The organism is Achromobacter sp. CF-sbj1-Ac2-l, from assembly GCF_052698165.1.
Map to the genome: position 1 here is coordinate 3,941,030 of NZ_CP199855.1, position 16,770 is coordinate 3,957,799.

General features: G+C 69.8%; 14 protein-coding genes. 10 read left to right on the top strand and 4 right to left on the bottom strand.

Features of this window, described 5'->3' with window-relative positions:
- Positions 1 to 79: 79 nt before the first annotated feature.
- Positions 80 to 3,289 carry an ankyrin repeat domain-containing protein gene (locus tag ACUDCK_RS17835; protein WP_244976822.1) on the bottom strand — a complete coding sequence of 1,070 codons (3,210 nt, stop codon included), beginning with the start codon at positions 3,287 to 3,289 and terminating at the stop codon, positions 80 to 82.
- A gap of 100 nt (positions 3,290 to 3,389) precedes the next feature.
- Positions 3,390 to 4,754, bottom strand: coding sequence for an exodeoxyribonuclease VII large subunit (xseA, locus tag ACUDCK_RS17840; protein ID WP_054502075.1), 1,365 nt, complete (start codon positions 4,752 to 4,754; stop codon positions 3,390 to 3,392).
- 352 nt (positions 4,755 to 5,106) lie between these two features.
- Between xseA and ACUDCK_RS17845 the strand changes: the two genes are divergently transcribed.
- Genes ACUDCK_RS17845 through lpxK form a run of 3 tightly spaced genes read left to right on the top strand, consistent with a single transcriptional unit; the run spans position 5,107 to position 7,189 of the window.
- Positions 5,107 to 5,730: a MotA/TolQ/ExbB proton channel family protein gene (locus ACUDCK_RS17845; RefSeq protein ID WP_064524676.1), complete on the top strand. Its 624-nt coding sequence runs from the start codon at positions 5,107 to 5,109 to the stop codon at positions 5,728 to 5,730.
- Positions 5,727 to 6,140, top strand: a complete 414-nt coding sequence (locus ACUDCK_RS17850; RefSeq protein WP_054502073.1) for an ExbD/TolR family protein — start codon at positions 5,727 to 5,729, stop codon at positions 6,138 to 6,140. The genes ACUDCK_RS17845 and ACUDCK_RS17850 overlap by 4 nt, the downstream gene beginning before the upstream one ends.
- On the top strand, positions 6,137 to 7,189 hold the full coding sequence (gene lpxK, locus ACUDCK_RS17855) for a tetraacyldisaccharide 4'-kinase (RefSeq protein ID WP_064524679.1): 1,053 nt from the start codon (positions 6,137 to 6,139) through the stop codon (positions 7,187 to 7,189). Before ACUDCK_RS17850 ends, lpxK begins: the two co-directional genes overlap by 4 nt.
- On the opposite strand, the gene ACUDCK_RS17860 is transcribed toward lpxK, so the two are convergent.
- The gene (locus ACUDCK_RS17860) at positions 7,186 to 9,423 is read right to left on the bottom strand and encodes an IgaA/UmoB family intracellular growth attenuator (RefSeq protein ID WP_175166722.1); all 2,238 of its coding nucleotides are present in this window, start codon (positions 9,421 to 9,423) and stop codon (positions 7,186 to 7,188) included. The two genes, lpxK and ACUDCK_RS17860, sit on opposite strands and share 4 nt — an antisense overlap.
- A 193-nt stretch (positions 9,424 to 9,616) precedes the next feature.
- Between ACUDCK_RS17860 and ACUDCK_RS17865 the strand changes: the two genes are divergently transcribed.
- The 7 genes from ACUDCK_RS17865 (at position 9,617) to rpsT (ending at position 15,616) form a co-directional block, all read left to right on the top strand.
- Complete coding sequence (locus ACUDCK_RS17865; RefSeq protein WP_054502070.1) at positions 9,617 to 9,799, top strand: Trm112 family protein; 183 nt, start codon at positions 9,617 to 9,619, stop codon at positions 9,797 to 9,799.
- Positions 9,800 to 9,811: 12 nt separating this feature from the next.
- Positions 9,812 to 10,576 carry a 3-deoxy-manno-octulosonate cytidylyltransferase gene (gene kdsB, locus ACUDCK_RS17870; protein WP_054502069.1) on the top strand — a complete coding sequence of 255 codons (765 nt, stop codon included), beginning with the start codon at positions 9,812 to 9,814 and terminating at the stop codon, positions 10,574 to 10,576.
- Between the two features lie 92 nt (positions 10,577 to 10,668).
- On the top strand, positions 10,669 to 11,325 hold the full coding sequence (gene adk / locus ACUDCK_RS17875; protein ID WP_054502068.1) for an adenylate kinase: 657 nt from the start codon (positions 10,669 to 10,671) through the stop codon (positions 11,323 to 11,325).
- A gap of 131 nt (positions 11,326 to 11,456) precedes the next feature.
- Positions 11,457 to 12,215: a 3-hydroxyacyl-CoA dehydrogenase gene (locus tag ACUDCK_RS17880; RefSeq protein WP_006384004.1), complete on the top strand. Its 759-nt coding sequence runs from the start codon at positions 11,457 to 11,459 to the stop codon at positions 12,213 to 12,215.
- A 112-nt stretch (positions 12,216 to 12,327) separates the two neighbouring features.
- On the top strand, positions 12,328 to 13,887 hold the full coding sequence (murJ, locus tag ACUDCK_RS17885) for a murein biosynthesis integral membrane protein MurJ (protein ID WP_064524685.1): 1,560 nt from the start codon (positions 12,328 to 12,330) through the stop codon (positions 13,885 to 13,887).
- A gap of 196 nt (positions 13,888 to 14,083) precedes the next feature.
- Positions 14,084 to 15,064, top strand: a complete 981-nt coding sequence (locus tag ACUDCK_RS17890; protein ID WP_064524687.1) for a FecR domain-containing protein — start codon at positions 14,084 to 14,086, stop codon at positions 15,062 to 15,064.
- Positions 15,065 to 15,352: 288 nt separating this feature from the next.
- On the top strand, positions 15,353 to 15,616 hold the full coding sequence (rpsT, locus tag ACUDCK_RS17895) for a 30S ribosomal protein S20 (protein WP_006396042.1): 264 nt from the start codon (positions 15,353 to 15,355) through the stop codon (positions 15,614 to 15,616).
- Between the two features lie 227 nt (positions 15,617 to 15,843).
- Here rpsT and ACUDCK_RS17900 read toward each other — a convergent pair whose 3' ends face one another.
- On the bottom strand, positions 15,844 to 16,758 hold the full coding sequence (locus ACUDCK_RS17900) for a LysR family transcriptional regulator (protein WP_064524690.1): 915 nt from the start codon (positions 16,756 to 16,758) through the stop codon (positions 15,844 to 15,846).
- Positions 16,759 to 16,770: the final 12 nt, after the last annotated feature.

Sequence of the window (16,770 nt, forward strand, 5' to 3'; positions counted from 1 at the left end):
AACTCTGCGAGGATACCGCGTTAACCCCGCGGCGGCGCGGGGTTAACGGGCATGTGTTTATGCCTTGCGCGCGTAAACGCTACTCTTTCTCATAGCGCAGTTCGCGCCCGCCTTGCGCGGCCACCAGCGCGCCGTCTTCGCGCAACGCCAATGTCATGTGCAACGGTGTGCGACTAGCCGATTCCGGCAGTTCCAGGTCGATGCGCAGCGCCCGCGATGCGATATCGGACTTGCTCACATCCACGCTGTGCCAGCGCGCGCCGGAAGGCAGCGGCACGAACACCGCCAGGGCCTTGAGCTCACCCGGCGCGATCGGCGCGCTGACGCCATCGGCGCCTTCGGACTGCTTCGGCGTGCCGGCGTAATCGGCGCTGGCCGACGACATCGCCACATCGACCTTGACCGGCCGGCCTTCGTAATACACGCGCACCGTGAGCTCGTCGCCCTCGGCGGGCCGCGAGTCCGCGCCGACCTTCGCGATCGCCGAGAACGGCTGGATCGGCGGCGTGTCCAGGCGCACCTGCCTACCCTCCAGGCGCCAGGTGCCGCTGGCCTGGATGTCCACGGCGCCGTAGCTCATCAGGTAATCGAAACGGCCATCGGGCGACAGCAGCAGCTCGCTGCCGACTTCGCGCATGCCGCGCAGGTAGTAATGGCCGGCGACGCGCGCGGCCGCTTTGCCCAGGGCCTTGGCGGCGCCCGGCTTGGCGGGGCAGGCCTGCTTGAGCGGCGCGCCGGCCGCCTGCAGCGCGGCGGCAAAGCCGGGCGCGGCCTGGCATGCCAGCGTCTGGCTGAACGACTGGCCCGAGGGCGCCGCCGCGCCATCAAAGCGCGCGTGGTGCCGCGCCAGCAGCGCCAGCATGTCCGGCTGCCCGCTCGCCAGCGCCACCCAGGCCGGACTGCGACCCTGCGCATCGGCGGCGTCCGGGCTCGCGCCGGCCGCCAGCAGGGCATCGGCCAGATCGGCGCGGCCCAGCAGGATGGCGGCGACCAGCGGCGTATCGCCGCTCTCGGTCTGGCGCGCGTCCAGATCGGCGCCCACGGCCTTCAAGCGCGTGAGCACATCGATCACCGTGTCGCGGCGCGCGATCGCCAACTGGCGGTCGCGCAACAGCGCCGACAGCAGGCGCTGCGGCAAGGCGCCGTCCTTGCCGACGCACTCGGCGCGCGCGCCGGTGTAGCCCGCCGCCTGCAATTGCGCGAAGTACCCGGGCCGGTCGAGCAGCGCGTATTCGCCCCCCGACGGCAGGCAGGCGTCGGCCAGCGGCTGCTTGGCGCCCTGCTCCACACGTTTGACCAGCGCCAGGTCGCCGGAGGCAAGCGCGGCGTTCAACAAGGCATGAGCGGCCGGCGCGCGCGGCAAGCGCGGATCGTCGAGCCGCGCGCCGGCGGCCAGCAAGCGTTCGAACATGGCCGCGTCGCCGCCGCCGATGGCCCAATACAGGGCGCTGCGGCCGTCCGGGGCCAGGCCGAGCGGATCGGCGCCCTTGGCCAGCAACGCATCGACCATGGCCGCCTGGCCCGAAGTCACCGCCACCAGCAAGGGCGGCACGCCCTTGTTGTCATAGGGATCGTCCGACGCCGCCGCGGCGGCCTGCGGATTGACCGGGACGCCCGCGTCGATCAGATACCTGGCCATCTCGCCGTCGCGGTTCTCCAGCGCCTGGCGAATGGCGCTGGCATCGAGCGTCCTCAGGTCGAGGCCGGCATCGACCAGGTGCCGCAGCATCGCGGCGCCCTGCTTGCCCGGCTGGCGCAGCGCCTGCGCCAATGGCGAGCGCGCGGGGTCGGCCAGCAGCGCCTGCAGCGCGGCCGGCGGCGTGGCCGCCAGCAGGTCGTGCAGCAATGGCGCGTCATCAGCCTCGATGGCGCGCTGCAGGGCGGACTTGCGGTCGTAGCCCTCCCGCGTGGTGGTCGGATTGGCGCCGGCCGCCAGCAGCACGCGCACGGCCGCGGCCTGGCGGGCCCGCACCGCGTCCGCCAGGGGCGTGTCGCCATGCGGTTCGGTATCGTCGCCCTCGACCGTCGCGCCCAGCGCCAGCAAGCGCTGCAAGGTGACGACGTCGCCCTTGCCAGCCGCCAGATTCATGATGGGGCGCTCCTCGGCTTCCATGCGCACGAAGACCGCCGCGTCGGTGCCGGTCTGCGGTCCGCGCTGATTGAACGGCATGTCGGCGCGCAACAGCGGCACGGCGATGTCGCCGTGTCCGGCCGCCACGGCGGCCTGGGCCGCGTCCAGCCATAGGTCGCGGTCGCCGCTGGCGCCGTAGCCGGTGTCGGGCGCGGTGCGCGGCCCCAGCTCCGCCAGCGCCGTCACCGCGCCCGCGTTGCCGGTGTAGGCCGCCAGCGCCAGCGGACTGGCGCCCTCGCCGTACGCGGGCCGGGTGCCGGTGGCGGCCAGCGCGCGCACGACTTCGGCGCCTTCGGTCAATTCGACCAGCGGCCCCCAGGCCAGGTAGTCCGCGGCCCGGCGCGGTTGCCCCTGCGCGTCCCTGAAGGCCTGGCGCATGGCGTCATCGGCGTGTTCGTCGATATAGGCGAAGGGACGCGCGGCGCCGGCCTTGAGCAGGGCCAGCACCATGCGCGTGGTCTGCTGGCGGTCAACCAGTCGCGGCAGGTAGGTCATGCGCACCGCGAATTCGAAATCGCGGCTGAGCAGGAATTCGAGCGGAGTCTTGTTCTCGTCGCCGCGCTGGTCGGGGCGGGCGCCGGCCGCCAGCAGCATGTCCAGGATCTCGGGCGTGCCATACAGCAGCGCCAGTTGCAGCGACGGACGGCGCGATTCGTAGGTGATGTCGTCCAGCGCCGGCCTGGTGGCCAGCAGGGCCGCCAGCATGCGGGTGCGGGCCGGCAGCGCCGCGTGGCAGGCCTGGCGCAGGCGCGCCGCCTCGTCCGTCGGCATGTCCCAATACACGTGCTTGCCGCGCTTGCCCGCCGGCATCAGCAGCGCGTGCAGCAGCGGCACGCCTTCAAGCGCGTAGTCGCCCGGCTGCTTCACCTTGGCCAGCGCGGCGGCGAAGGCCGCCTCGTCGCCGGCGGCAACGGCGTTGAACAAGGCGCGGGTCTCGGCGGTCTCGGCCGCCCGATATTCGCGGTAGGGCGACGCGCAGTCGCAATCGGACGGCGGCTTGGGCTCGGCCCGGGGCGACGGCGCGGCCGGAGGCGGCGGCGCCACCGACAGCGGCGCGGCGGGCGGCGGCGGGTCGTTCTGAAATCCGGCCCGCGCCGGCGTCGTCGCGGCCAGCGTCACGGCGGCCAACAGCGCCGCCAGCATAGCGGCCTGGCGCATGCGGCGCTCAGGCTTGCGTGGTTCGTTCAACCGCATCGTTCCATCCCTGACGGCCGGCCCCGAGGGCCGCGTTGTCCCGCTACCGCCTGTTCGCGGCGCTTCAGAGGTCGCGCGTCTCGCGCACCTGCGTGACCTCGACCCGGGCGCCGCCCTGCGCGAAGCTCAGGTCCAGGCCCTGCCCCGCCGCCAGGGTGGCGGCATCGCGCACGATGCGGCCGTCGGCGTCCCGCGCGATAGCATACCCGCGCGCCAGCGTGTTGCCGGGATCGAGCGCGCGCAGTTGCGCGCCGGCCGCGGCCAACTGGTCGCGGCGCCGCGCCAGCAGGCGCGCGTGTGTCTGCCCAAGCTGGCGCGTCACGGCGGCCAGGCGTTCCGCGCCGCGGCGCGTGTCGGGCGCGCGATGCGCCAGACGCTGCGCCAGCAGGTTGACGCGGGCGCCGCGCCGGGCCTGCGGACCGGCCCAGGCCGACGCCAGCCGGTAGCTCAGGCTGTTCAGGCGCTCGCGCTGGTGTTCCAGCCGCTGGGCCGGCGACACCAGTTGCGCGGCGGCGCGGTCAAGACGCTGCGCCGCGCGTTCCAGGCGGCGCTGCTGGCCGCGCACCAAGGTTTCGGCCGCGTACATGACGCGGCCCAGCAGTTCGGAGCGCGGCACGCAGGCCAATTCGGCGGCCGCGGTCGGCGTCGGCGCGCGCACGTCGGCGACGAAGTCGGCGATCGTGAAGTCGGTTTCGTGGCCAACGCCGCTGATGGTGGTGATGGCGCTTGCATCGATCTCGCGCGCCAGGGCTTCGTCGTTGAAGCTCCAGAGGTCCTCGATGCTGCCGCCGCCGCGCACCAGCAGCAGCGTATCGACCTCACCGCGGGCGTTCGCCTGGCGGACCTGCGCGGCCAGCCGGCCGGCCGCGTCGGCGCCTTGCACCGGCGCCGGGTAGATGATGACCGGCACCTGCGGCGCGCGCCGCGCCAGCGCCGACAGCACATCACGCAGCGCGGCGGCATGCAACGAGGTGATCACGCCGATGGCGCGCGGCAACGGCACGGGTTCGCGCTTGCGCGCCGGATCGAACAGGCCTTCCGCGTTCAACTGTTCCTTCAGGCGCAGGAAGGCTTCGTACAGATTGCCCAGGCCGGCGCGGCGCATGGCGTCGACCTGCAGTTGATAGTCGCCACGGGGTTCGTAAAGCGACACTCTGGCCCTGATTTCCACCTGGTCGCCGGCGCGCGGCACGAAGCCGACCGCGCTGGCGCGGCCCCGGAACATGACGGCGCGCACGGCGGCGCGGCTGTCCTTGAGCGTGAAGTACCAATGCCCGGAAGCCGCCTGCGTGAAGTTGGAAATCTCGCCGCGAACCCACAGTGCCGGGACGCTGCGCTCCAACAACTGCCCCACCGCTTGGTTCAGCTGGGCAACTGTCAGGATATCCCGCGCAAATACGTTGTTTGTGACTGCAAGTTCAATTGTCATAAGGCTTTCCGATGCGTACCTGTCCACAGGGCATACGTAGCGGGCCGCCATGATACCGCGTCCGGGCATTTTTGCCGCGGCAGGCCCGAAAGCTAGCAAATTCGACCTAAGAACATGATTTTTATGGAATTTCTGACCATGCACGGCTGCTCGAATTTGAAGCAACCAAGCGCAAGCCCTGTGCCCGCAAGCGTTCCGGCGAAGTTTTGCACAGAATTATCCACAAATTCTGTGGATAGTTTTGCCGCCCGGCCGGCCTTGCCACATCCCGGCCGCGCCGTTACAGTTCCGGCTTGAGCAGATGCCGGCGCGTGGCCCTCCCCGTCCCCCGGCGCACCTGGAGTTGACCGCTTTGCTTTCCATCTTGCGCGAGGCCGGCTGGCCGATCTGGCCCCTGCTGGCGACTTCCGTGCTGGGTCTTGCGCTGATCTTCGAGCGCTTCCTGTCGCTGCGCCGCAGCCAGGTCATGCCGCGCGGCCTGAACGAACAAGTGGCCGAGATGCTGCGCAACCGCCAGGATTCTCCCGAATCACTGAGCCGCCTGGAACGCAATTCGCCGCTCGGCCGCGTGTTGGCCGAGGTCATGCGCCACCGCCATCTGCCGCGCGAGGAATTGCGCAGCGTGGTCGAGGACACCGGCCGCGCCGTGGCCCATGACCTGAGCCGCTACATCCCCGCCATCGGCACCATCGCCGTGGTCGCGCCGCTGATGGGACTGTTCGGCACCGTGGTCGGCATGATCGAAATCTTCGGTTCGTACACGCCTGGCGGCGGCGACCCCGCCCAGTTGGCGCGGGGCATCTCGATCGCGCTTTACAACACCGGCTTCGGCATTCTCATCGCCATCCCCGCCATGATCGCGCACCGCTATCTGCGCGGCCGGGTCGACGGCTACCTGAACGCCATGGAACTGTCGGCCGCGCGGCTGGCGCGCGCGGTGTCGCCCGCCTCCGCCGCGCGCGAGGACCGTCCATGAATTTCCGGGGCTCCCGGGGCGACCGCGACGAGCTGGACATCAACCTGATTCCGCTCATCGACGTCCTGCTGGTCATCCTCATCTTCCTGGCGGCGACCACCTCGTTCGCCCGCTTCACGCAACTGAAGGTCACGCTGCCGCAGGCCTCGGCCGAGCAGGAAACCCCGCCGGCGCTGGAAGTGGCGATCAGCCAGGATGGGCGCTATGCGCTCAATGGCACGCTGATCGACGTCTCCACGCCGCCCGAGATCGCCGACGTGCTGCGCCAGGCCGCCGCCGGCAAGACCGAACCGCTGGTGGTCATCAACGCCGATGCGCAGGCCACCCACCAGTCCGTGATCAACGTCATGGAAGCGGCGCGCCTGGCCGGCATCGGCCGCGTCAACTTCGCCGCCCAGACCGCCCGGTGACTTCGTCCCGCCCCAAGGCCTCGCTGATTGCGCGCCAATGGCAGCGCGGCGGCTGGCTCTCCACCCTGCTGCGCCCGCTGTCCGCGCTGACCGCAAGCGTGGTGGCGCGCAAGCGCGCGCGCTACCGCGACGGCCGCGCGACGGCCTACCGGGCGCCGGTGCCCGTGGTGGTGATCGGCAACATCTACGTGGGCGGCACCGGCAAGACGCCCATGGTCATTGCCACCGTCGACGCGCTGCGCGCCCGCGGCTATACGCCCGGCGTGGTCAGCCGCGGCTACGGCGTGAAACTCGGACCGCAGGCACGCGTCGGCCAGGGCGAACTGGAAGCCGCGCAATTCGGCGACGAGCCCGCTTTGATCGCGCGCGCCACCGGCGCGCCCGTGGCGGTGCATCCGCGCCGCGCGCTGGCCGCCCAGGCACTACTGCGCACCCATCCCCAGGTGGACGTGATCGTTTCCGACGACGGCCTGCAACACCTGGCATTGGCGCGCGACCTGGAAATCGTCGTGCAGGACCAGCGCGGCGTCGGCAATGGCCGCCTGCTGCCGGCAGGCCCCTTGCGCGAACCGGCCAGCCGGCTGCGCGAGGTGGACGCGGTGATCACCAATATCGGCGTGCCCGGCGGACACGCGGCGGCGCCCTCCGGCCCGGGGCCGCGCCAGGTCGCCATGTGGCTGGAACCCGATGACGCCCGCCAGATCGAAGGCGGCGCGCGCCGCCCGCTGGCCGCCTTCGCCGGCCAGCCGGACGTGGCGGCGGCCGCCGGCATCGGCAACCCGGAGCGTTTCTTCGCCACGCTGCGAACCCAGGGGATCACGCTGGCGGCCACGCTGCCCCTGCCTGACCACCACGACTACGCCACCTCGCCCTTCCAGGCGCTGGCCGCTCGGACCATCCTGGTCACGTCCAAGGACGCCATCAAATGCGCCGCTCTGCATGACGCGCGCCTGTGGGAGGTGCCGGTGCGGGCCGGCTTTTCCGATCCGCGATTGTTCGACTGGCTGGCGCAGACGCTGCGCCAGCGCGCTGTGGGACAGCCTTCCTAGAAAAAGGCCGAACGCGCGGCGACCGGCCGCCGCGCGTATTCCGCCAGTCCACGCTTGCGGGCAGCCGCCGCGCGCAACCGCAGCACCGCCAGCGGCACATGCACCGCCAGCAGCAGCAACGCCAGCGCCAGCCAGATGACCCGCGCAAGCGACGGCCATGGATCGGCCAGCGAAAGCCGCGCATCGACGTCGACCACCGTTGTGCCGGACGCCTCGCGCCCGACCGCGGTGACCACGCCGCCAGCCTGGAATGGCCGGGCTCCATCGGCCGCCAGCATCGCGGTCTGGTGACTCCACGACTGCAGCAGATCGGGCATTTCGTCGCGCGGCGGCAATTGCGGCATATCGGCGTAGCGGCCGGGCCACACCTGCAGGACGACACCGCCGCGCTGGCGCGCCATCAGGTCGTTGCCGGCGCGCGCCAACGCCTCGCGCAACTGCGGCTCCATGCTGCTCCTGGCCAGGCCGCGCAGCCGGTTGGCGACGTGCGCGATGATGACGCCCTCGTCGGCATTGCCCTGCTGCCTGAAGGCCCCGCCCTGTGCCAGCCGCAACAGTGCCAGCCAACTGTCCGGCTCGTCGCGCGCCAGCATCAGGCCATCGACCGTCTCGGCCTTGAGGCGGTCGCACTCGGCGATGGCCTGGCCCGTGGCGGCCTCGCAGGCCAGTTCGATCGTCAGCACCAGATCGGTCACGCGATTCACGGTCACCGCGGAGACATTGCGGGCGTTGTAAGCGGCCAGCGGATTGCCGGCCACGCTGCCATACACCTGGTTGCGGACCAGCATGTCCATCATCGGATTGGGCCGGGTCTTCAGGAAACCGCCCGAATACAACGCCAGCGCGGCCGGCGTGACCCGCAGTTCGCCAGCCTGGATCGCATCGCCCTGCCAACGGATGCGCTCGCAATCGAAGCGCACCTCGCCCTGACGGTAAGCGTCCGGCTGGAACTGGCAGCGGCCCGCGCCCTTCAGGGCCACCACGTCGCCGGGCGCGGGCGGGTCCTGGGCCAACGCCGTGGCCGAGTCGTAGACCCGCGGCTGGGCGCCACGCGCCCACGCCGACGCCAGCGCGACGTCGCCGCGCAGATCGCCGTCACCGATCAGGCCGAACGCCGCGCCCGCGATCAGCCCCGCAAGCGCCAGTGTCACGTGGCGCCCCCAGGCCACCTGGGGAAACAGGCGCTGCTCTTCATCCACGGAAAACCGGTTGCCCAGGCGCAGCACGGTGTAGTCCTCCACCCGCAGGTCCACGTCGACGCGGCCGTCATCCGGCAGCTCCAGGTTGGCGCGCCAATGATCGGGCAGCGTCACCGGCAGCTTGTCGCCCAGGAACAATTGGGTCGACACCGCCTGCGCGTTGGCCGGATTGGTCAGCACGATCGCGTTCAGTTCGCCTCGCACCCGGTTCACCTTCTGCGCCGCGCCCAACGGTCGCCGGCGCCAGGTCAGCCAGACGGCCAGCAGCGCCGGCGCGGCGGCCGAGGCCAGCCACGCCAGGCCGCCGCCCGCCGCGGCCACGCCCAGGCAGACGAACGCCGCCAGCCACCACACGGCGGGCCAGAAGGCGACGCCGGCCGGACGGCGCCAGGCGATCTCGGCGGGCGTTTCCTCGCGCTGGCTCAGGATCTCGACCCGCATGGCGTCGGCGAACTCGCGTTCGGCCTGGGCGTCGGGCGCGTTGCCAGCGTCCTGCGCTGCGGGCGCGTCGGCATCGACCACGTCCTGCATCGCCCCCAGCTTGCCGCTGGACCATTGCTGGTTCTGCTTCTGCCGGCGCGCCTCGCGCTCGCGGCCGCCGGCCAGGTCGAACCCGCCGTTCAGCGCCACCACGATGGCGAATTTCTCCGTCAGCACCACTTCGGCCTGGTTGTCCTCGCGCAGATAGTCGCGCGCGTCGTAGGGCAGCACCACGTCGACGCCGCCCAGCGTGTCGTGCAGCGTGGCGGCGCCGTGGCTCGATTCCAGCCCGTGACGCACGAAGGCGCCGCGCAGCGGGAACACGCCGTCATTGAGCAGCGCGACGCTTTGCGTGGGCTTGGCGGGCCGCACCAGGAATGGCTGCACCAGCGCCTGCTCCTCGGCGCCAAGGCGGCGCAACGGCTGGCCTTCCCGCTTGAGCTGGCGCAGTGCGTCCTTGTTGCCGCTGCGGCGCGCCATGTAGGTGATGGCGCTGATGACCGTCCAGGCCAGGATGATGAGCATCAGTCCGATGCGGATGGTGTTGGAATCCATTGTCGTGTTTCCTCTTTCCTCACGTCGCGGCGGATCATAGCCATCATCCGTCCCGAAATTTCTGGCGTGGAGCGTCAAAACATGACAACAATTAACAAAACAAGTAATTCGACCCTCCCGCGACCCTCATTTCCGGCGCGCAAGGCGGCCCGGCGCGGGCTGCGTCCGCCCAAACTGCTTTAGAATCCCGGTCATGGAATCCCGCCTTCTCGACATCCTCGTCTGCCCCCTGTGCAAGGGCCGCCTCGAACACGACCGCACCCGGGCCGAACTGGTCTGCCGCGCCGACCGCCTGGCATTCCCGCTGCGCGACGGCATTCCCGTCATGCTCGAATCGGAAGCGCGCTCGCTGGACGACGCCCCCGTTTCCTCCTGACCCGCTCGTATCGTGAGCTTCATCGCCCTGATCCCGGCGCGGACCGCCTCGACCCGCCTGCCCGACAAACCGCTCGCCGACATCGCCGGCAAGCCGATGGTGGTGCGCACGGCCGAACGCGCGGCGCAATCAGGCGCGTCGCAGGTCTACATCGCCACGGATGACGCGCGCGTCCAGGACGCCGCCCAGGCCCACGGCCTGCGCGCCCTGATGACCCGCGGCGACCATCCCACCGGCACCGACCGCCTGGCCGAGGCCGTGGAACAACTGGGCCTGCCCGACGACGCCATCGTCGTCAACGTGCAGGGCGACGAACCGCTGATCGAACCCGAACTCATCGACGCCGTGGCGGCCCGCCTGGCCGACAGCCCGCAGGCGGACATCGCCACCTGCGCCTGTCCGCTGGCGGACGCCCAGGCGCTGTTCAACCCCAATGTGGTCAAGCTGGTCTGCGCCGTCGACGGCCGCGCGCTGTATTTCTCGCGCGCGCCGATCCCCTGGGCGCGCGACGCGCTGGCCGGCGGCGAGCGCGTGCTGGCCGACGGCCTGCCCGCCTGGCATCACATCGGCCTGTACGCCTACCGCGTGTCGTTCCTGCGCCGCTACCCGACCCTGCCGCAAGGCGCGCTGGAACGGTTCGAGTCGCTGGAACAGTTGCGCGCGATGGAGCACGGCCACGTCATCGTCGTCCATCGGGCGTCGCACCCTCCGGCCGCCGGCGTAGATACGCCGGCCGACCTGGAACGCGTTCGCTTGATCTATAGCAAACGGATATAAGGGTTATTTCGCATGGCGCGGCCCCGCAGAGGCTGCTGCGTTGCGGCATAATCGCTCGGATCACAAAAATTAAACCCCATTCAGGAGCACTCATGCGTCTCATCTTGCTCGGACCTCCCGGCGCCGGCAAAGGCACCCAGGCCGCGTTTCTCACCCAGCATTTCGGCATTCCCCAGATTTCCACGGGCGACATGCTGCGCGCCGCGGTCAAGGCTGGCACGCCCCTGGGCATCGAAGCGAAGAAGGTCATGGATGCTGGCGGCCTGGTCTCGGATGAGATCATCATCGGCCTGGTCCAGGACCGCCTGAAGCAGCCCGACTGCGCCAACGGCTACCTGTTCGACGGTTTCCCGCGCACCATTCCGCAAGCCGACGCGCTCAAGAGCGCCGGCGTCAAGCTGGACTACGTGGTGGAAATCGAAGTCCCCGAAGAAGACATCATCGAACGCATGAGCGGTCGCCGCGTGCACCAGCCCAGCGGCCGCAGCTACCACGTGCGCTTCAACCCGCCCAAGGTCGAAGGCAAGGACGACGTCACCGGCGAAGACCTGATCCAGCGCGACGACGACCGCGAGGAAACGGTCCGCAATCGCCTGAACGTGTACCGCCAGCAGACCCGTCCGCTGGTCGACTACTACTCGTCGTGGGCCCAGCAGAACCCGGCCGAGGCGCCGAAGTACCGCAAGATCTCCGGCGTCGGCGCGGTCGAGGAAATCAAGTCGCGCCTGTTCGACGCCGTCAAGAGCTGATAGGCGCTTCGCAGGCCCAGGCCTTCGGCGCCGGCCGGACGCGACGCGTTCCGCCCCCGGCCCGAAGGCCTTTTCGCATCCGGCGCCCGGCGCGCCGTTTTCATCCCTTGAATTGATCTGGTGGTAGAGACATGGAAATCGCGAACAAGGTATTCATCGTTACCGGCGGCGCATCCGGCCTGGGCGCCGGCACCGTGCGCATGCTGGTGGCCAACGGCGCCAAGGTGGTCATCGCCGACCTGCAGGACGGCCCCGGCGAGGAACTGGCCAAGGAACTGGGCCAGCGCTACGTCCACTGCGACGTGACGCAGGAGGCCGACGGCCAGCGCGCCGTTGCCGCGGCCAAGGAACTGGGCACCCTGTTCGGCCTGGTCAACTGCGCCGGCGTGGCGCCGGCCGCCAAGATCGTCGGCAAGAATGGCGCGCACCCGCTGGATCTGTTCCAGAAGGTCGTGTCGATCAACTTGATCGGCAGCTTCAACATGATGCGGCTGGCCGCCGAGGCCATGAGCGGCAACACGCCCGAGCCCACCGGCGAGCGCGGCGTGATGATCAACACCGCGTCGGTCGCCGCGTTCGACGGCCAGATCGGCCAGGCGGCCTACGCCGCCTCCAAGGCCGGCGTGGCCGGCATGACCCTGCCGATCGCCCGCGACCTGGCCAAGACCGGCATCCGCTGCATGACGATCGCTCCCGGCATCTTCGGCACGCCGATGATCTTCGGCATGCCGCAGGAAGTGCAGGACTCGCTGGCCGCCAGCATCCCCTTCCCCGCCCGCCTGGGCCGTCCGGAGGACTACGCCAAGCTGGTGCACGCCATCATCACCAACGACATGCTGAACGGCGAGACGATCCGCCTGGACGGCGCCATCCGGATGCCCCCCAAGTAATCGCCCGACGCCCCCTCCCAGGAGGGGGCGATGCTTTGGGCGCCGGCGAGCCGGCGCCGCTTCTTTGCAATACCCCGGGCAGGCCCGCCCGCTTTCTATCGCAGTCACCCCCATGAGCCTGTTCCGTTCCGCGGCCACCGTCAGCAGCTTCACCCTGCTGTCCCGTATTTCCGGGCTGGTGCGCGACATCCTGGTGGCGCGCGCCTTCGGCGCCGGCCCCATCACCGACGCCTTCTGGGTCGCCTTCCGCATTCCCAACCTGTTGCGCCGGCTGTTCGCCGAAGGCGCCTTCGCCCAGGCCTTCGTGCCGATCCTGGGCCATGCCCGTAACAACCGCTCCGAAGCCGAGGTCCGCACCCTGCTGGACCGGGTGGCGCTGCTGCTGACCGCGGCCCTGATGGCGATCACGCTGATCGGCATCATCGCCGCGCCCTGGGTGGTGTCGGCCATGGCCAGCGGCCTGCGCGGCGCCGCGCGCGACACCGAATTTGGCGCCGCCGTCTGGATGACGCGGGTGATGTTTCCCTACATCTTCTGCATGTCGCTGATTGCGTTCGCCTCCGGCGTGCTCAACACCTGGCGGCGCTTTGCCGTGCCGGCCTTCACGCCAGTGCTGCTGAACCTGTCCATGATCGCCGCCTGCCTCTGGCTGGCCCCGCGCATGGACGTGCCGGTCTATGCCCTGGCCATCGGCGTGATGATCGGCGGCGTGGCGCAACTGGCGGTGCAATGGGTGGCGCTGGCGCGGCTGGGCCTGACGCCGCGCTTCTCGCTGCGCTTTCGCGAAGCCTGGGCCGACCCCACGGTGCAGCGCATCCTCAAGCAGATGGCGCCGGCCACGCTGGGCGTGTCGGTGGCGCAGATTTCGCTGCTGATCAACACCAACATCGCCACCTGGCTCGCGCCCGGCAGCGTCACCTGGCTGTCGTTCGCCGACCGCCTGATGGAATTCCCGACCGCCCTACTGGGCGTGGCGCTGGGCACGGTGCTGCTGCCGAGCCTGTCGGCCGCCCACGCCCGCGACGACCATGGCGGCTACAGCGCGCTGCTCGACTGGGGCCTGCGGCTGGTGCTGCTGCTGGGACTGCCGGCGGCGGTGGGCATGGCGCTGCTGTCGGACGGCCTGGTGGCGACGCTCTTCCACTATGGCGCGTTCTCGGCGCAAGACGTGCTGCAGACCCGGCTGGCCGTGATTTCCTATTCGGCCGGCCTGATCGGCCTGCTGGCGGTGAAGATCCTGGCGCCCGGCTTCTATGCCAAGCAGGACATCCGCACGCCCGTGAAAATCGCCATCGGCGTACTGATCCTGACCCAACTGATGAACCTGGCGCTGGTGCCGCTGCTGGCCCACGCCGGCTTGGCGCTCGCCATCGGCCTGGGCGCCTGCCTGAATGCGCTGGCGCTGCTGATCGGCCTGCGCCGCCGGGGCGTCTACCGGCCCGGCGACGGCTGGGGCCGCTTCTGCCTGCGCCTGGTGCCGGCCTTGGCGGCCCTGGCCGCGCTGCTGCTATACGCCGATGGTCGTATTGACTGGATCGGCCTGCAGGCCCATGCCGGCCATCGCGCGCTGTGGCTGACCGGCGTATTGGCGGCCAGCGCGGCGGCCTACTTCGGCATGTTGTTACTGTTTGGGTTCCGTCCCCGAGACTTCGGACGCCGATCCCCCCGTTAATTTCCAGGGTTCGCGCCTCAATCTCAGCAAAAAGCCGGCTACCCGCCGGCTTTTTTTGCATTTGATTCGTCAAGAATTGACAAGCGGCCGGTAATCTTTGGTAAAAAACCTTTATTATTTACAAATTGCCATCAAAAGGATTCCCGCCTGGCCTCCCAGGCGGCAGCTTGAAGTGAAGTACGCCCAAGGACAACCCATGGCGGACCAAGTCATCAATTGGTTGCTGCTGCTACGCTCCGGTAAAGCGACGGCGCAGGACTACAACGATTTCCTGGCGTGGCGCGCGGCCGACCCTCTGCATGAGAATGCCTGGCAACAATTGACGGGCACTCTGGCGGGATCGGGCTTTGGCCGGCTGGGCGACGCCTATCCTGCCGGTTACGCCACGACCGCCTCGCCGCCCTCGCCGCAGGCGGCGCCCGCGCCTGCCGTCACGCCGCCCGTCGTCGTGCCGCCGCGCCGGCGCTTCCTGGCGGGTTCGCTCGCCCTCGCCAGCGCGGGCGCCTGCGCCGCGTACGTGGGCAACGCCTTCTACCCGTTGAGCAACGTCGCGGCCGACGCCGCCACGGCCACCGGCGAACGCCGCCGCTACCTGCTTTCCGACGGCAGCCAACTGCTGCTGGACGCGCGCAGCCGCGTCAACCTGGACTTCACCCCCGCCTACCGCCAGGTGCGGCTGCTGGACGGCGCCGTCACCGTGTCGGTGGCGCCCGACGCGCGGCGGCCCTTCCTGGTGCAGACCGCCGAGGGCACCGTGCGCGCCCTGGGCACCCGCTACATGGTGCGCCAGCAAGCCCAGCGCACGGTGGTCGTGGTGCACGAGCACGAGGTGGTGGTGGAAACCATGGCGGGCGCCCACGGCATCGTGCGGGCCGGCACCGGAGCCCGCTTCGATGTCTCGCGCATCGACACCCCCCGTGCCGAACTGATGGCGGAAGCCGCCTGGGAGGCTGGCTGGATCGACGCCCGCGGTCGCCCGCTGGCCGAGGTCATCGCCGCCCTGCGCCCCTACCGCAGCGGCTCCCTGCGCGTCTCCATGGCCGCTGGCGGCCTGCCCGTTTCCGGCCATTTCCCGCTCGACGACACGGACGCGGCGCTGGCCGCGCTCGAAGACATGATGCCGATCCACGTGCGGCGTTACACACCCTGGTTCGTGTCGATCAACGTCGCGGCCTGACCACGTCCGCTGAAACGGGGCTGTAACGAAAGGCCGCTTCCGTTGTATACTCGGCACGGTGTTTTTATCCAGTAGGCGCAGCAGGGCCACCAGGCGTTGATTCCTTCGATGCCCGCGCGGTCTGAAGCCCAGGTCAAGCTACCCGGGTCCTGCAGTCCGAGGCTTTCCTCGCAGCGCCCCCCGCCCGGTTGACGGGCGCTCCATCGGCAGACACGGCATTTAAAGCTTGCAATCCCTCTGGGACTTGCTAAAATGTTCGACTTTGCCGAATTCAACTTACATAGCAACATGGCCAATACCGCCCAAGCCCGCAAGCGCGCTCGCCAATCCGTTGAGCGCAACAAGCACAATTCCAGCCTGCGCTCGATGCTGCGCACCGCCATCAAGCGCGTTCGCCAATCCATCGCCGCTGGCGATAAGGCTGCGGCTGGCGAAGTGTTCCAGAAGGCGTCGAGCGTGATCGATCGCGTGGCTGACAAGAACATCATCCACAAGAACAAGGCCGCTCGCCACAAGAGCCGCCTGGCTGCCGCCATCAAGGCGCTGGCCTAAGCCATTATGCCGCCCTGCCTTGCAGGGCGTCATGAATACGGCAAATGAAGAAGGATGCCCACGGGCATCCTTTTTTGTTGCCTGTTCCTGTTGCCTGTTCCTGTCGCCTGCTCCTGTTGCCAGTTGCTCGTTGCGCTATTGCCGGCTGCTGCCACCTGCCCGTTCCCACCTATTGCCGACTGCCGTCTACGGACCCCAGCCGCATGGCCCGATGGCGGCAGCGCCCGTCAGTCCTGCCGGGCCGCGAGGCGGGCGCGGATCTGCTCGGCCTCGTCGCGCAGGGTGGCGGTGAAGGCATCCACCAGCGGGTTCTTGGGCCGGTGCTCCGGAAACACCAGGTTGACCCGGAACGGGAACGATCGCCGCAATGGCCGGATATGCAGGCCGCGGCCGATGAAATCCAGCGCCGTCAATGGATTGACGATGGCCAGGCCCAGCCCCTGGCGCACGAAGGCGCATACCGAGACCGCCGTCGGCGTCTCGATGATCGCGCGCCGCAGCACGCCTTCGGCCGCGAAGGCCTCGTCGATCTGGATGCGGTAGGGGTCACTGGACGACAGGCTGACGAACGGTTCGCCGGCGAAATCGGCCAGTTCCAGCGCCGGCCGGGCCAACAGGCGATGACCATCGGGCAGCACGCAGACCTCGTCCACCTCCAGCAATAACGCCAGCCGGGTGCCGGCCGGCTCCAGCTCGTGCTCGGTCAGGCCCAGGTCGTAGCGCTGGGCCGTGAGCCATTCCTCCAGGAACGGCGATTCCTGCGCCTCCAGCGCCAGGCTCACGCCCGGGTAGTCCTGGCTGAAGCGCCGGAAGGCCCCCGGCAGCAGCGAATGCGAAAACGCCGGCAACGCGATTACCGCCAGTTGCCCGTCCTGGAAGGCGCGCAGGCGCGCCGCGGTGGACGCCACCCGCTCCAGCCCGGCGTATGACTGCCGCACCTCGTCGTACAGCGCCAGCGCGGGCATGGTGGGCCGCAGGCGGCCGCGCACCCGCTCGAACAGGGCGAAGCCGATGGTCTGCTCCATGCGCGCCAGCTCGCGGCTGACGGTGGGCTGCGAGGTGAACAGCAGGTCGGCAGCCTTGGTCACGCTGCCGGCGATCATGAGGGCGCGGAAGACTTCGACGTGACGATGGGTCAGCATGCCCTATCCATA

What these genes read in the sequence shown, in the direction of transcription:
- ACUDCK_RS17900 (WP_064524690.1), bottom strand. Translation starts at nt 16,758, where the DNA reads ATGCTGACCCATCGTCACGTCGAAGTCTTCCGCGCCCTCATGATCGCC.
- ACUDCK_RS17890 (WP_064524687.1), top strand. Translation starts at nt 14,084, where the DNA reads ATGGCGGACCAAGTCATCAATTGGTTGCTGCTGCTACGCTCCGGTAAA.
- ACUDCK_RS17860 (WP_175166722.1), bottom strand. Translation starts at nt 9,423, where the DNA reads ATGGATTCCAACACCATCCGCATCGGACTGATGCTCATCATCCTGGCC.
- xseA (WP_054502075.1), bottom strand. Translation starts at nt 4,754, where the DNA reads ATGACAATTGAACTTGCAGTCACAAACAACGTATTTGCGCGGGATATC.
- murJ (WP_064524685.1), top strand. Translation starts at nt 12,328, where the DNA reads ATGAGCCTGTTCCGTTCCGCGGCCACCGTCAGCAGCTTCACCCTGCTG.
- ACUDCK_RS17850 (WP_054502073.1), top strand. Translation starts at nt 5,727, where the DNA reads ATGAATTTCCGGGGCTCCCGGGGCGACCGCGACGAGCTGGACATCAAC.
- ACUDCK_RS17880 (WP_006384004.1), top strand. Translation starts at nt 11,457, where the DNA reads ATGGAAATCGCGAACAAGGTATTCATCGTTACCGGCGGCGCATCCGGC.
- adk (WP_054502068.1), top strand. Translation starts at nt 10,669, where the DNA reads ATGCGTCTCATCTTGCTCGGACCTCCCGGCGCCGGCAAAGGCACCCAG.
- ACUDCK_RS17835 (WP_244976822.1), bottom strand. Translation starts at nt 3,289, where the DNA reads ATGCGCCAGGCCGCTATGCTGGCGGCGCTGTTGGCCGCCGTGACGCTG.
- ACUDCK_RS17865 (WP_054502070.1), top strand. Translation starts at nt 9,617, where the DNA reads ATGGAATCCCGCCTTCTCGACATCCTCGTCTGCCCCCTGTGCAAGGGC.
- rpsT (WP_006396042.1), top strand. Translation starts at nt 15,353, where the DNA reads ATGGCCAATACCGCCCAAGCCCGCAAGCGCGCTCGCCAATCCGTTGAG.